This window comes from Segatella copri, assembly GCF_051861805.1.
Lineage (GTDB): Bacteria > Bacteroidota > Bacteroidia > Bacteroidales > Bacteroidaceae > Prevotella > Prevotella copri_M.
Genome location: NZ_CP146520.1, coordinates 2,275,650 through 2,290,850, shown reverse-complemented (window position 1 = coordinate 2,290,850; position 15,201 = coordinate 2,275,650). Strand labels below are relative to the sequence as shown.

Below are 15,201 nucleotides of genomic sequence, written 5' to 3'. Positions count from 1 at the left end.
AAAAGTTGGCGGTGCGTACGAGACTCGAACTCGTGACCTCCTGCGTGACAGGCAGGCATTCTAACCAACTGAACTAACGCACCAAACTATTTAAACTTGATGTTTCGTTTCTTGACCAGCGGTGCGTACGAGACTCGAACTCGTGACCTCCTGCGTGACAGGCAGGCATTCTAACCAACTGAACTAACGCACCAGTCTTAAAACGATATGTTTGCGAATTTGAAAATGTCCTCAGCGGTGCGTACGAGACTCGAACTCGTGACCTCCTGCGTGACAGGCAGGCATTCTAACCAACTGAACTAACGCACCAAATTAAGTTTATTTCTTAATTGCTTATGGAGCATTTCTCATTTGCGAGTGCAAAGGTACTACATTTTTTTGATTCCACCAAATTTTTCGGGAAGATTTTTATAAAAAAGTTTGTAAAAAATAGGCATCATCATATCCATCGCTGCTTCTGAGCCACCCTTTGAGCAGTTTATCTCCCTGAAAGCCAAAAGATTTCAGCAGTTCTACTGTCTTTTCGTTGCGAACACCCACAATGGCATAAATCTGATGCAAATGGAGCAGATTTGTGGCATACTTCAGGAGATGAGCCAGGGCGAGTCGGGCGAAGCCTTGCCCCTGATACTCTTTTTTTACCACTATTCCTACTTCTGCACGCTGATGGCGCGGGTCGAAATTCATCAGGTCGATGATGCCTACCCTCTCGTGGGCTTCATTTTCTATGATGAATCTCACCTGCTTGTCGGCATAAATATCAGCAGAGGCCGTGGCGATGTAGTCCAGGAGCATCTGTCGGGAGTAAGGCACGTTGGTGCTTCCTACCTCCCATAGGCTCTCATCGTTCTCCATCTCATAGAGAAAATCCAAATCTTCGGGCTCCAGAGCCCTTAAAAATATCTTCTTTTCCATTTTTTCCTCGTATTATTCCGTATTTTCGTATTGAGACCATTTATTTACGGAAGCAAGCCTACACACCCTGAAAGGGCAAAAGATGCAAGGATTGCCCCACACGCCCTGAAGGGGCAGAAGCTCCTAGCCCAGGGCAGCGCCCTGGGTTATCATGAGCGCAAGGTTGTCGCCCTGTAAGGGCAAAAGCTTCCATGTAGCAGGCAATTTACAAAGCTTTTGCCCTTACAGGGCGCCTTGCTGATTGCCATTACACCCAGGGCGCTGCCCTGGGCTAGGAGCTTCTGCCCTTTCAGGGCGTGCTGCTTCTAGAGCTTTTTGGGGGCTGGGCGTACTTGAGCCTCTTACTAAAACTCTATATAATATAATGTACGCGCGTACATTATATTATATATATACGGCTCCTACCCCAGAATTTCTCTATCCGTGATGATCTTTCCGATTTCCTTGCTATAAGTGCCCAGAGTTACATTCACATTCATATCCGACAAACGGCTCATGCGCTTCAACATGTCGGCATAGCTCATGCTGTCGGCATCCAGCACCAGAACATTGTCGTTCTTCTCGCTCCATGTCGCATCGCTCTTATCCTCCTGAACTTCGGAATCATGGAATTCGGCATCCAATCCCAGTCTTCGGGCTATATCGCGGCAGGCATCCTGCATCTCCAGGCTGCCCACAAACACATAATGCTGGGCACCCTCGGCACTCGGTGCAAAGAAACCCAGACTCTTGCGCATCCTGTCGCTCAGCATCCCCACCAGCGCCATCAGCGCCTTGGCATAGATGGCAGTCTTGATAGGCAGACTCAGCAGGAACGTCATGCCCGAATAGTGCTTACGGAAGAAGATGAGCATCGCCTCGTAGAACACATGCACATAGCGGAAACTCGACTTCTGCGTGCTCTCGCCCTTATAATGCAGGATATCCACCGGCAGATAATAGTTATGATAGCCGCCCTTGAGCACACGGTAAGAAAGGTCGATGTCCTCGCCATACATGAAGAAATCCTCGTCGAGCAAGCCCACCTCATCCAGAGCCTTGCGGCGCAGCATGCAGTAGGCACCGCTCACCACCTCAATCTGGCTGGGTTCATCCCAAGGCAGATAGCCCATGTAGTATTTTCCGAAAAGCCGGTGGTGCGGCCATCGGTTGCAGAAGCCCAGCATCTTGAAGAACGATACCATCGGCGTAGGCAATCCCCTTCGGCTCTCCATGGCACGCCTTCCCTGTGCCCCGAGCATCCTCACGCCCACGGCACCCGCATCCTCATGGACATCCATGAAGTCGACGCTCGCCTTCAGCGCATCCTCACCCACGATGGTATCCGGATTGAGCAGCAGCACATACTCGCCCCTACTCTGCCGGATGGCGATGTTGTTGGCACGGGCAAAGCCCAGATTATGGGCGCTGCGAACGAAGCGAACCATCGGAAACAGCTTCTGAGGATAGCGCTGTTCCAGATAATCCACCGATCCATCTGCCGAATGATTATCCACCACGATGATTTCCGCAGGAGTGTTCATCTCCTCGAAAGCACGGAGCACAGAGCGGATACACTGGTCCAGATAATACTTCACATTGTAATTTACTATGATAACCGAGAGTTTCAATGCCATCTAAATTTTTAGCTATAAATTAAAAACTATTAACTATTAACTATCAACTATTAACTATCACCTTTCCTCGCCGCTCGTCTCGTCCGTGCATCTTTCCATAGAAGGATATACGAAGAAGAGGCAGAGCATCAGGATGATAGCCATATAGCCGAAGGCTGGCGCCATGGTCTGATAATACATAAAGGTGTTGATGAGCATCGGCAAACAGAGCATGTTGATGCGTGCCGTGCCCCAAACCAGCAGGGCATCACCCTTCTGAGCCACCAGCTTGCGACGAATCATCTTCAGACTGAAGAGCTTCAGAGCCATCGGAATCACCACGATGGTGAGCAACTCCATCACTACCATGATGCCAAACATCAGACTGGCATCGGCACCCAACTTCTCCATGGGCGTGAGAATCTCTGTTTCGTAAAGTGCCACCAGGAGCAATGACACAATCACCATGAAGAAGAAATTGGTCATCAGAATTCGTTGTACTTGCTTGATATTCATTATTTTCTATTGATTAAAAGGTGTTCTATTCAGAATGCTTCTACCCAGCGTCACCTCGTCGGTATACTCCAACTCGTCGCCCACCGAGATGCCTCGGGCGATGACGGAGAGCTTCACGGGATAATCGGCAAGCTTGCGCGAGATGTAGAAATTGGTGGTGTCACCCTCCATCGTACTGCTCAGGGCGAGAATCACCTCCTTCACCCCGCCCGCAGCCACGCGGCTCACCAGCGAATCAATCTCCAGGTCGGCAGGACCGATGCCATCCATCGGCGAAATGATGCCGCCCAAAACATGATAGAGACCGTGAAACTGCTGCGTGTTCTCCACAGCCAGCACATCCTGTACGTTCTCTACCACGCAGATGGTGGCGGCATCGCGACTATGGTCCGAGCATATCGGACACACATCGGTGTCGCTGATGTTATGACACACCCTACAATACTTCACCTCCCGCTTCATCTTCGAGACGGCATTCACAAACTGATCCACATCATTGTCGCCCTGACGGAGCATAAAAAGTACAAGGCGCAAAGCAGTTTTGCGCCCAATACCAGGCAGTTTGGCAAACTCGCCCACCGCCTTTTCCAACAATGCAGAAGAATATTGCTGCACCATATTTTCTTTCTAAATTCTTTTTTATTTTAAATTGTTATTAATTCAAGTTTCGCAAGTAAGCTCCACACGCCCTGAAAGGGCAGAAGCCCCTAGCCCAGGGCATCGCCCTGGGTTATTATGGACGCAACCCTGTCGCCCTGTAAGGGCAAAAGCTTTAAAGAACCGGGCTATTTATAAGGCTTTTGCCCTTACAGGGCGCCTTGCTGATTGCTTTTATACCCAGGGCGTTGCCCTGGGCTAGGAGCTTTTGGGCCTTCAGCCCGTACTTAAACCACATGCGAAACTTCAATTATTGATACAAGGGCACGCCGTTAAGCCATGCCCTTCTGATATTTCCGATACCAGGCGAAGAACCATACCAGTGCCACCACCAGGATGATGACGCTGCCCGTATAGGCCACAGGCTCGCTCAGGGCAAACGCCATAGGCGAAACAAGCAGGAAGGTGGAGCAAACCACCGTCATGAACAGCGCCGGAACCAGGGTCATCACATAAGGCTTCTTCTGCTGGACCAGGTAAACCGTCAGCGTCCAGAGCGTGAACACAGCCAGCGTCTGGTTAGCCCAGCCAAAATACTGCCAGATGACGTTGAAGCCATCAGGATTCTTCATCTGCCAAATCAGAATGCCCATCGTTACGGCAAACAGCGGAATGCAGACGTAGAGACGGCGACGCATGCTGTGCTGCTCCAGGCCTATCGCCTCGGCAATGATGAGGCGGGCACTTCGCAGCGCAGTATCGCCACTGGTAATCGGCGCAGCCACCACACCCAGCAGGGCAAGGATGCCGCCGCCAATGCCCAGCCAGCTGGAGCATACTATCTTCACCACGGTAGGCGCATCAAAATGCTGAACCAGCGTCTTGCCACCGTCAAACTGGGCGATGAACTGCTGAGCCGCCTCTGCACTCACGCACTCTCTCCAGCCGCCGTAGTAGAAGAAATACATCGACACCGTGGCCCAAATCAGGGCAACGATGCCCTCGGTAATCATCGCACCATAGAAGATAGGACGGCCCATCTTCTCGTTCTTCATGCATCGAGCCATCAGCGGACTCTGGGTGGCATGGAAACCACTGATTGCACCGCAGGCGATGGTGATGAAGAGGCATGGGAAGAGCGGACTCTTCTGCATGAACGGCTCCGCACCCAGCCAAGCCGGATTCTCGTTGAGATTGGCAGAAGCCAGATTGCCCCACAGCTCAGGCAGCTGAGGCCACTTCACGAACAGTCCTATCATCAGCGCAGCCGCCATGAAGAGCAGCGAGAAGGCGAAGAGAGGATATATCTTGCCGATAATCTTGTCGATAGGCAGCAGCGTGGCGATGATGTAGTAGATGAAGATGATGATAATCCAGAACATCTGGCCGCCCAGGAACGAACCCGAATGGCAGATGCCATCGAGAATGATGGCCGGACTATATACGAACACCGCTCCCACCATCATCAGCAGCAGCACGGAGAACACCAGCATCACCTTCTTGGTTCTGCCGCCCAGATACTTGCCCACCAGCTCAGGCAGGCCCGCACCCTCGTTGCGGATGCTCAGCATGCCGCTCATATAGTCGTGCATGGCGCCCGCAAAGATGCATCCGAAGATGATCCAGAGATAGGCCACAGGGCCATACCACGCACCCATGATGGCGCCAAAGATAGGTCCAGTGCCCGCTATGTTGAGAAACTGGATCATAAAAATCTTCCAACTTGGCAGCACCATGAAGTCGACTCCGTCGGCTTTGGTCACTGCAGGCGTAGGGCGATCGTCAGGACCGAACACATGCGCCACAAACTTTCCATAAATAAGGTAGCCCAAAACGAGGGCCACCAAACTGATGATGAAACTGACCATTTTTCTTTTATTGTTTTAAAATTCACTCTCTTTTCAGACAAATCGCACTTTTTCGTACGAATTCCACCGCAAAATTACAATTTTTATTTGAATTACGAAAAAATATCCGTATCTTTGTTGCCAAATTGAAATGATATGAAGAAATTATCTCTTTTTTTGCTCCTTTTAGGGGCAATTTTACCAAATAAGCAGGCTGCGGCGGGCATATCCGGGCAGGCTGCAACCCAAGACTGTCTGGCAGCAACCCCCGCCAGCCATGCCGGGCAGGCTGCCAGCATCCTCGTAAGCCAGCAGGCTCCCAAGCACGAGGTGCGCGCCGTCTGGCTCACCACCATCGGCGGCAGAGACTGGCCCCACTCCTACGCCCAGTCGCCCATCTCGGCACGAAAGCAGCAGCAGGAACTCTGCCAGATACTCGACCGCCTGCAGCAGGCCAAGATCAACACCGTGCTGCTGCAGACCCGCGTGCGCGGCACCATGATCTATCCGTCCGCCCTGGAACCATGGGACGGATGCCTCTCCGGATTCCCGGGCAAATCACCAGGCTACGACGCCCTGCAGTTTGCCATCGACGAATGCCACAAGCGAGGCATGGAACTCCATGCCTGGGTGGTAACCATACCCGTGGGCAAATGGGATGCCCTGGGATGCAGGAACCTGCGACGCAAATTCCCGAAACTCATCAGAAAGATAGGCGCCGACGGATACATGAACCCCGAAGACAGCCGCACGGGCAACTATCTGGCACAGATATGCAGCGAGATAACCCGACGATACGACATCGACGGCATCCATCTCGACTACATCCGATACCCCGAAAACTGGAACCTGAAGGTGAGCCGCCAGCAGGGCAGAAACTACATCACCAGCATAGCCCGGAAGATAAGCCATGCCGTGAAGAGCCTGAAGCCATGGGTAAAGATGAGCTGCTCGCCCGTGGGCAAGTACGATGACCTGACCCGCTACCCAAGCTACGGATGGAATGCCAACACCAAGGTATGCCAGGATGCACAGGGATGGCTGCGCGAGGGACTGATGGACGAACTCTTCCCGATGATGTACTTCCGCAACGAACACTTCTACCCCTTCGCCATCGACTGGCAGGAGCAGAGCCACGGCAAGATAGTGGTTCCGGGACTAGGCATCTACTTCCTCGACCCGAAAGAGGGGAAATGGAACATCAACGACGTGATACCCGAGATGCACCTCACCCGAAACCTGGGCATGGGCTACTGTTTTTTCAGAAACCAGTTTCTGCTCAACAACCAGCAGGGCATCCTCGACTTCACCCGGCGCTTCAACGAATATCCGTCGCTGGTGCCGCCGATGACCTGGGCAAGCACCCAGAAACCCAAGCAGCCCAAGGCACTCGACATCAAGTGGCGCAACGGATACATGGAGATTTCATGGCAGAACGAAGCCAGTTACACCGACGGCACGGCCATCCCTACGCCCTATATATATAATAATGTATATGCCAGCCGCACCTATCCGGTGGACGTGAGCGATGCGCGCAACCTGATTTCGGCACGCCGTCTGGGCAACATGCTCCTGCTGAAACCCGAAGAATGCGAACAGCCGCTCTATTTTGCCGTAACCTCGATGGACGGATATGGCACCGAGAGCCTCGCCACGCAGGAGAAAGCGGCTGATGTGCTCCTGCACAGGCATGCCGAAGGCTCCGCCCGAATGCTCTATTGCGACGGAATGCAAGTGCATCTGCCCAAAATCACAAAAAATCTCGATACACGGGTATTCTTGATAGAAACCCTGCAAGGCAGCACCGTATACAGAGCCACAAGCGAAGGCAACTATATCAATATCAAGCCGTTATCTCCGGGCGCATATCGCCTCTACAGCGTCAACAAGCGGGGCATCCGCCATGCGCTGGGAACCTTCTTCAAGAAAAAATTCAAAGAAAATTGAAAATTTTCGGCGAAAAATTTTGTGGATTCAAAAATTTGTAGTACCTTTGCACTCGCAATTCAGAAATGAGGCTATCAAGAAGATGCACCCTTAGCTCAGTTGGTAGAGCAACTGACTCTTAATCAGTGGGTCTAGGGTTCGAATCCCTAAGGGTGTACAAAACTTGATGAAAGCTTAAAAGAATGGTTCCGTAGCTCAACTGAATAGAGCACTTGACTACGGATCAAGAGGTTCAAGGTTTGAATCCTTGCGGAATCACTTCTCGAAGCATCAGTCCCCTATTCTCTGAAATCAACAAGGTATGGTTCCGTAGCTCAACTGAATAGAGCACTTGACTACGGATCAAGAGGTTCAAGGTTTGAATCCTTGCGGAATCACACAAAGTTGAACATATTGCGGCAAGCAAAAGATTGTTGCACCCTTAGCTCAGTTGGTAGAGCAACTGACTCTTAATCAGTGGGTCTAGGGTTCGAATCCCTAAGGGTGTACAATAAAAGAGTTATCTGAAAAGGAATGGTTCCGTAGCTCAACTGAATAGAGCACTTGACTACGGATCAAGAGGTTCAAGGTTTGAATCCTTGCGGAATCACTTTCTTAACCAGATGATATTTCAAGAAGTTTCATACGCATATACATAAAGGGCACCCTTAGCTCAGTTGGTAGAGCAACTGACTCTTAATCAGTGGGTCTAGGGTTCGAATCCCTAAGGGTGTACAATATGGAAGCGTAGAACAAAAAGGAATGGTTCCGTAGCTCAACTGAATAGAGCACTTGACTACGGATCAAGAGGTTCAAGGTTTGAATCCTTGCGGAATCACAAAGTTAAAATATTTTTTAAGATAAAAAAAACGAAGCACCCTTAGCTCAGTTGGTAGAGCAACTGACTCTTAATCAGTGGGTCTAGGGTTCGAATCCCTAAGGGTGTACACTTAAGAAAAGCGTTTCCAATTCATTTTGGAGACGCTTTTTTTATATAATTATAAATCATCAGAGCACAATGATCAAGATACGCTGCGTAGTAGAAAGGATTACCTACCAGAATCAGGAGAACGGATACTCCGTGATGAAAGTGAAGGTGAAGGGGTTTTCAGACCTCGTAACCCTGGTGGGAAACCTGCTGGATGTTCCAGTGGGAGCAGTACTGCTGTGCAATGGCGAATGGAAGATGGACAAGCGATACGGACAGCAGTTTGCCTGCGATACCTGGGAAGAGGTGATGCCTGCCACGGCCTACGGCATAGAGAAATACCTGGGCAGCGGACTGGTGAAAGGCATCGGACCCAAATATGCCCATCTCATCGTTTCCATGTTCGGAACAGATACCATCGAGGTGATAGAAGATAACATCGAGCGCCTCTACGAAGTGCCCGGAATCGGAAAGAAACGAGTTGAGAAAATTCGCGACAGTTGGGAGAAACAGAAAGACATCAAGAACGTGATGATCTTCCTGCAGCAGTATGGCGTGAGCACCGCCTACGCCGCCAAAATCTACCGGCAGTATGGCAAGGAAAGCATCGACAATGTAAAGGAGAACCCCTATCGCCTTGCCGACGACATCTGGGGCATCGGATTCAAGACTGCCGACAGCATCGCCAGCAAGATGGGATACGGGAAGAACGACCCGAGAAGATGCAAGAGCGGCATCAGCTACACCCTGAACGAGCTATCCAACGAAGGCCATGTATATGCCGTGGAAGAGCAGCTGATAGATGCCGCCAAAAATCTGCTGGAGGCTGATGAAGAGCCGATTACGCAAGCCATCGCAGAGATGATCGTGGCAGAAAATCTCATCCGCGAGAACGAAGCCATCTATCTGCCACCCTTCTACTATTCAGAACGGGGAACGGCGAAGAAACTGCTCGAGCTGATGAACAATCAGGACCCTACCCTCTTCAATATGAAAGCCAATATCAAGGCGATGGAAAAGGATTCGGGCATCAAGTACGACGAGGTGCAGATAGCCGCCATAGAGCAGGCAGTGAAATCCAAGGTGATGGTGCTCACGGGAGGTCCGGGCACCGGAAAAACCACCACCACGCAAGGTATCATTTCTGCTTACAAAACGGCAGGAATGAAGATTCTGCTGGCGGCGCCTACGGGCAGAGCTTCCAAGCGAATGAGCGAGGCCACAGGCATGGAAGCCAAGACCATCCACCGACTGCTGGAATTCAATCCGCAAGACGGATACAAGCGAAACGAGGAGAACCCGCTGGAGGGCGATGCGCTGATCGTGGATGAGTGTTCGATGATTGATATCATACTGATGTACAACCTGATGAAGGCGATTCCGAAGCACATGCGACTGGTGCTGGTGGGCGACATCGACCAGCTGCCGAGTGTGGGAGCCGGAAACGTATTGCGCGACATCATCGACTCCGAGAAGATTCCCGTCGTTCGCCTAACCCGCATCTTCAGGCAGGCACAGTCGAGCCGAATCGTGATGAGTGCCCACTCCATCAACCAGGGATATTATCCTGACACGAGCAACGGCAAGCAGACAGACTTTTTCTTCATCAAGAATGAAGACCCGGAGCAGGTGGCTGCGGAAATCGTGAATCTCGTAAAATACCGTCTGCCAAAGGCTTACAGTCAGCCGCTCAGCAACATCCAGGTGCTTACGCCGATGCAGCGCAGCGTGGTGGGTGCAGCCCATCTGAACCTGATGCTGCAGCAGGCCATCAACACATCCACGCTGGGCATCAGCCGTGGCGGAACCACCTATAAACTAGGCGACCGGGTGATGCAGATAAGGAATAATTACGACAAGAACGTATTCAACGGAGACATCGGAACCGTGGAGAAGGTGAATATGGAAGACCGCACCATCACGGTTAGTTTCGAGGATCATCTGGCAGAATACGAGACCACGGAGCTGGACGAATTGACGTTGGCATACGCCACCACCATCCACAAGAGTCAGGGTTCGGAATATCCCATCGTGGTAATCCCCGTGCTGATGACCCACTTCGTGATGCTTCAGCGCAACCTTATCTATACGGGCATTACGAGAGCCAAGAAAATCTGCGTGCTGATAGGTCAGCCCAAGGCCCTCGCCTATGCGATAAGGAATCTGACGGTGAGCAAGAGAAACACGAAACTGAAAGAACGGTTGCGTGGGGAGATTGAGGCAAAGCCGAATGTGATGGCAGGAAATCAGCAGAATGATATGGCAGGAAGTAAGCCGTATGTACTGCCTGAAAATCAGCCAATGATGGCAGCAGAACCGGATATCAAAAAGAGGTGACTCAAGTTTCGCAAGTGAGCTCCACACGCCCTGAAAGGGCAGAAGCTCCTAGCCCAGGGCAGCGCCCTGGGTAATCATGGACGCAAGTTTGTCGCCCTGTAAGGGCAAAAGCTTCAAAAGAATCAGGCAATTTACAAAGCTTTTGCCCTTACAGGGCGCCTTGTTGATTGCTATTATACCCAGGGCGATGCCCTGGGCTAGGAGCTTTTGGGCCTTCAGCCCGTACTTGAACCACTTGCGAAACTTCAAGAGGTGACCTTCATCTGATGAACCCCACCAACCTGGTGACCTTCATCTGATGAACCCCACCAACCTGGTGACCTTCATCTGATGAACCCCACCAACTTTTTTGAGCGACTGTTTAAATTCATATTCATAAGACAATTAATTCATAAGGATAAAAGGATAAATGGAAAATAAAATCACAACAATGGAAGGGGGAATGCAGTGCCGCACGGAACTGCTCCTGGGAAAAGATAATCTCGAAAAAATACAATCCGCACGCGTGCTCATCTTCGGAATCGGAGGCGTGGGATCATGGTGCGCCGAGGGACTGGTGCGCAGCGGCGTGCGCAACATCACCATCGTGGATAGCGACCGCGTATGCGTAAGCAACTGCAACCGACAGCTGATGGCCACAAGCCGCACCATCGGCGAAGTGAAGGTGGATGCCCTGCGCCAGCGCCTGCTGGAAATCAATCCCGATGCCAACATCATCGCCTATCAGAAAATATATCAGGCAGAAACGGCAGAAGAATTCCACATGGAAGAATACGACTTCATCATCGACGCCATCGACTCACTGAAGGATAAGGCCGACCTTATCCTGCGTGCCACCGCCCTGCCCAAGCACATCACCTTCGTATCATCCATGGGTGCAGCCCTGCGCCGCGACCCCTTCATGATCAGAAAGACTGAATTCTGGAAGGTGGATGGCGACCCGCTGGCAAGATGCCTGCGCAAGAGATTCAAGAAGAACAAAACCTTCCCTCGACGCAAGTTCATCTGCGTATACAGCGAGGAAAAGCCGATGCAGAACATGGGCGACCAGCGACTCGTGGAGCACGAATGGGGCTCTAACAAGGCACAGATCAACGGTTCGCTCTGCCACATCACAGCATCGTTCGGAATGGCTATAGCAGGTATCGTTATCAACCATATCATCGACTAAATCTTCATTTTTGTATACTAATATTATAATTTTAAAAAAATATATAGTTAAAAAGGTTAAAGATTTTATATTTTTATTAGTTTTTTATTATTTTTGCAGCTGAAAAGAGATTATATATCTAAATAGTATTCATTCTAATCTAACATCAGCTTATGCAAAAAGAAGCAAGAAAGCAGCTGGGTGTGATTGGAGCAGCAATGCTTTTGCCAATGTCAGCATTGGCAGCAGACAACAACTTTGTTGGAAGTACAGGCATTGCTGGTTCCCTGAAACCCAAGACTGAAAGCGTTTTCAACGCTACGCAGCAGGCAAAGCACCAGCGTATTACTGGTACCGTGTTTGACGAAGCAGGTGAACCTGTTATTGGTGCTACGGTTGTTTTGAAGAACAACTCGAAGCAAAGTACTGTAACCGATGTGGATGGTAACTTCAAACTCGACGTGAATTCTACAAGTGGAGTCATCGTCGTTTCTTACATCGGTTGCCAGACCCAGGAAGTGAGATTCAACGGCAACAAGCCGCTGAGCATTCACCTCAAGGAAGACTCACAGACCCTTGGCGACGTGGTAGTCACTGCCTTCGGTGCCACCCAGAAGAAGGAAACCGTGGTGGGTTCCGTGCAGCAGGTAAGACCAGAGTCGCTGCGTGTGCCATCGGCTAGTATTTCATCATCTTTCGCAGGACGACTCTCGGGTGTCATCGCTACCCAGAGCAGCGGTCAGCCAGGTGCCAACGGATCTGACTTCTACATCCGTGGTATCGCCACCATCAGTGGTGCCAAGTCGCCACTCATCGTCATGGATGGTATGGAGATTTCGCAGGACGACCTCAACCACCTCGACCCAGACGTTATCGAGAGTTTCTCTATCCTGAAAGACGCTTCAGCCACCGCCATGTATGGTTCGCGCGGTGCCAATGGTGTGCTCATCATTACTACCAAGAGTGGTCAGGACCTCGACAAACCGAAGATTTCCTTCCGCGTAGAGGCCAACGTAACCATGCCTACATCCAAACCTAAATTTGTTGACGGTGCCCGATTCATGGAGCTCTTCAACGAGGCTGTTACCAACGAAGGTACAGGTAACACCCTCTACACGGCAGAGCAGATTGCCAACACACGCAATCACGTGAACGGCGAGATTTTCCCAGATGTCAACTGGTATAAGGAGATGTTCAAGTCGGCTTCATACAACCAGAAGGCGAACATGAACGTGCGTGGTGGTACCAGCAAGATCGTGTACTTCATGAACCTCAACGTGAGCCACGAAACCGGTATGCTGCGCAACCGCAGTAAGGAGTACTATTCTTACAACAACAATATCGACTACATGCGATATGCGTTCCAGAACAACATCGACTTCAACATGTCGAAGTCGTCGAAGATTTCGCTCCACCTCTATGCCGGACTCGACAACATGCACGGTCCGCTGGCAGGCAGCAACGACATCTCGGCTTCCCTGAACGACCTCTATTCGCAGATGATGAACGCCAACCCAGTGCTCTTCCCTATCTCATATAACAATGAGGGCGACGAGTGGGTTCACTGGGGATACCGCCAGCTTGCCAACGGAGGTAACGCCAACCCGATGGCGCGACTCGTGAGCGGATATCAGGATTCATTCGCAAGTACCATCAATGCCAACCTGAACTTCGACCAGAAGCTCGACTTCATTACCAAGGGTCTGGGCTTCCACCTGATGTTCTCGTTCAAGAACTGGTCTAAGAGTACCACCTTCCGCTCGCTCAACTACAACCATTACGAGCTGAAGAACTATACCCAGAACCAAGACGGCACCTATACCTACGTGCAGACTCCTAAGGGCGACCCATCGAAGCCTGTGCTCAGCAACTCGGGTCAGAATGCCGGCGACCGCCGCTACTATGCTCAGGCATACTTCGACTACAACCGAAGCTTCGGCGACCACACCGTTACGGGTATGCTCCTCTGGAACATCAACCAGTATAGCTCCAATATCTTTGCAGATAATGTGCTTTCGTCTCTGCCACAGCGCAAGATTGGTTTCGCAGCACGTGCCACATACGACTACAAGCACCGCTACCTGATTGAGTTCAACGCAGGTTACAACGGTTCCGAGCAGTTTGCCAAGGGTCACCAGTGGGGTTTCTTCCCATCAGTGGGTCTGGGTTACAACCTCAGCGAGGAGAAGTTCTGGGAGCCTATCAAGCAAACCGTTTCCAACTTCAAGATTCGTGGTACCTACGGACTCGTAGGTAACGACCAGTATGGTTACGAGCGCTTCATCTATCGTGAGGACGTATCGCTCACCGGCAACGGTTCGTTCACCACCGGTTTGCCAGGCAACTTTGTAACCTATTCCGGTCCGGGATGGAACCGTCTGCGCAACGAGAACGTATCATGGGAGGTGGGCCATAAGCTCGACATCGGTTTCGACCTGCAGCTCTTCAATGCCCTCGACATCACCGTCGACTGGTTCCGCGAGCGCCGCAGCAACATCTTCCAGCAGAAGCTCTCCATACCAAACTATCTGGGTACAGCCAATACCAAGATCTATGGTAACCTTGCCGAGGTAATCAACAAGGGTGTGGATCTGGCAGTGAACTACAGCAAGCGCATCAACAAGGATCTCTCCGTACAGTTCCAGGGCACATTCACCTACAACAACAACGAGATTTCCGTATACGATGAGGCTCCGGGCAAGCGCGACGCCATGAAGAGCCAGGGCAAGAACGTGAACACCGTATGGGGTTACGTTTCCGACGGACTCTACATCGACAGGGCAGATATCGCCAACAGTCCTACCTCTACGCTCGGCAACATCGCCATCGCTCCTGGTGACATCAAGTATGTGGACCAGCCTGACCGTGAGGGCAAGTATGATGGCCGCATCACAGCCGATGACCAGGTGCCATTGGGCGTAAGCGTTCCGAAGATTATCTACGGTTTCGGTCCGTCAGTAGGTTACAAGAACTGGGACTTCTCCGTATTCTTCCAGGGCCGTGGCAACGTGGCACTGATGCTCAGCGATATCCAGCCATTCGGTTCATCCTATCGCCGTGGCGTACTGAAGTTCATCGACGAAAACCACTGGAGCCCGGACAACCAGGATCCGAATGCGAAGTATCCACGCCTCACGGACAACTACAACAACCACAACACAGTATCATCAAGCTACTGGTTGCGCAACGGTAGATTCCTGAAGCTGAAGAACGCAGAAATCGGTTACACGCTCAAGAACATGCGATTCTATGTCAACGGAACCAACCTGCTCACCATCTCACCTTTCAAGGAGTGGGATCCAGAGATGGGCGGTGGTAACTACACCACCAAGTATCCGACACAGATGACAATCAACGTAGGTGTTCAACTCACATTAAATTAAAGAAGAT

10 protein-coding genes and 11 tRNA genes are annotated in these 15,201 nt (G+C 51.1%); 13 read left to right on the top strand and 8 right to left on the bottom strand.

Going from position 1 to position 15,201, the window contains the following annotated elements:
* Positions 1–6: 6 nt before the first annotated feature.
* The 4 genes from V8Z93_RS08860 to V8Z93_RS08845 all read right to left on the bottom strand — a co-directional run bounded on the left by V8Z93_RS08860 (position 7) and on the right by V8Z93_RS08845 (position 915).
* Positions 7–83: transfer RNA gene (locus V8Z93_RS08860), tRNA-Asp, on the bottom strand.
* 36 nt (positions 84–119) lie between these two features.
* Positions 120–193 (bottom strand) — tRNA-Asp (locus V8Z93_RS08855).
* Between the two features lie 42 nt (positions 194–235).
* Positions 236–309, bottom strand: a tRNA-Asp gene (locus V8Z93_RS08850).
* 99 nt (positions 310–408) lie between these two features.
* The gene (locus V8Z93_RS08845; RefSeq protein WP_203038941.1) at positions 409–915 is read right to left on the bottom strand and encodes a GNAT family N-acetyltransferase; all 507 of its coding nucleotides are present in this window, start codon (positions 913–915) and stop codon (positions 409–411) included.
* A gap of 30 nt (positions 916–945) precedes the next feature.
* Between V8Z93_RS08845 and V8Z93_RS08840 the strand changes: the two genes are divergently transcribed.
* Entirely contained in the window at positions 946–1,092 is a 147-nt protein-coding gene (locus V8Z93_RS08840; protein WP_439431291.1) for a hypothetical protein, read from the top strand.
* Between the two features lie 224 nt (positions 1,093–1,316).
* On the opposite strand, the gene V8Z93_RS08835 is transcribed toward V8Z93_RS08840, so the two are convergent.
* From V8Z93_RS08835 to V8Z93_RS08820, 4 genes are all read right to left on the bottom strand, one after another.
* Complete coding sequence (locus tag V8Z93_RS08835; RefSeq protein WP_439432843.1) at positions 1,317–2,525, bottom strand: glycosyltransferase family 2 protein; 1,209 nt, start codon at positions 2,523–2,525, stop codon at positions 1,317–1,319.
* Positions 2,526–2,588: 63 nt separating this feature from the next.
* Positions 2,589–3,026, bottom strand: a complete 438-nt coding sequence (locus V8Z93_RS08830; protein WP_203038939.1) for a hypothetical protein — start codon at positions 3,024–3,026, stop codon at positions 2,589–2,591.
* 6 nt (positions 3,027–3,032) lie between these two features.
* Positions 3,033–3,644, bottom strand: a complete 612-nt coding sequence (recR, locus tag V8Z93_RS08825; RefSeq protein ID WP_203038937.1) for a recombination mediator RecR — start codon at positions 3,642–3,644, stop codon at positions 3,033–3,035.
* A gap of 311 nt (positions 3,645–3,955) precedes the next feature.
* A complete protein-coding gene (locus V8Z93_RS08820) occupies positions 3,956–5,491 on the bottom strand; it encodes a carbon starvation CstA family protein (RefSeq protein WP_439431290.1) in 1,536 nt (511 codons plus the stop codon).
* A 135-nt stretch (positions 5,492–5,626) separates the two neighbouring features.
* On the opposite strand from V8Z93_RS08820, the gene V8Z93_RS08815 reads away from it, so the two are divergent.
* The 12 genes from V8Z93_RS08815 (at position 5,627) to V8Z93_RS08760 (ending at position 15,194) form a co-directional block, all read left to right on the top strand.
* Positions 5,627–7,417, top strand: a complete 1,791-nt coding sequence (locus V8Z93_RS08815; RefSeq protein WP_439431289.1) for a glycoside hydrolase family 10 protein — start codon at positions 5,627–5,629, stop codon at positions 7,415–7,417.
* 84 nt (positions 7,418–7,501) lie between these two features.
* Positions 7,502–7,574, top strand: a tRNA-Lys gene (locus tag V8Z93_RS08810).
* A gap of 27 nt (positions 7,575–7,601) precedes the next feature.
* Positions 7,602–7,675: transfer RNA gene (locus V8Z93_RS08805), tRNA-Arg, on the top strand.
* 45 nt (positions 7,676–7,720) lie between these two features.
* Positions 7,721–7,794: transfer RNA gene (locus tag V8Z93_RS08800), tRNA-Arg, on the top strand.
* A gap of 38 nt (positions 7,795–7,832) precedes the next feature.
* A tRNA-Lys gene (locus tag V8Z93_RS08795) sits at positions 7,833–7,905 on the top strand.
* Positions 7,906–7,932: 27 nt separating this feature from the next.
* Positions 7,933–8,006: transfer RNA gene (locus tag V8Z93_RS08790), tRNA-Arg, on the top strand.
* A 52-nt stretch (positions 8,007–8,058) separates the two neighbouring features.
* Positions 8,059–8,131, top strand: a tRNA-Lys gene (locus tag V8Z93_RS08785).
* Between the two features lie 29 nt (positions 8,132–8,160).
* Positions 8,161–8,234: transfer RNA gene (locus V8Z93_RS08780), tRNA-Arg, on the top strand.
* Positions 8,235–8,270: 36 nt separating this feature from the next.
* A tRNA-Lys gene (locus tag V8Z93_RS08775) sits at positions 8,271–8,343 on the top strand.
* Between the two features lie 71 nt (positions 8,344–8,414).
* On the top strand, positions 8,415–10,661 hold the full coding sequence (gene recD2 / locus V8Z93_RS08770; protein ID WP_439431288.1) for an SF1B family DNA helicase RecD2: 2,247 nt from the start codon (positions 8,415–8,417) through the stop codon (positions 10,659–10,661).
* A 409-nt stretch (positions 10,662–11,070) separates the two neighbouring features.
* Entirely contained in the window at positions 11,071–11,832 is a 762-nt protein-coding gene (locus V8Z93_RS08765; protein WP_439431287.1) for a tRNA threonylcarbamoyladenosine dehydratase, read from the top strand.
* A 152-nt stretch (positions 11,833–11,984) separates the two neighbouring features.
* Positions 11,985–15,194 (top strand): SusC/RagA family TonB-linked outer membrane protein, encoded by a 3,210-nt coding sequence (locus V8Z93_RS08760; RefSeq protein ID WP_439431286.1) that lies wholly within the window; start codon positions 11,985–11,987, stop codon positions 15,192–15,194.
* The last annotated feature ends 7 nt before the right edge of the window (positions 15,195–15,201 follow it).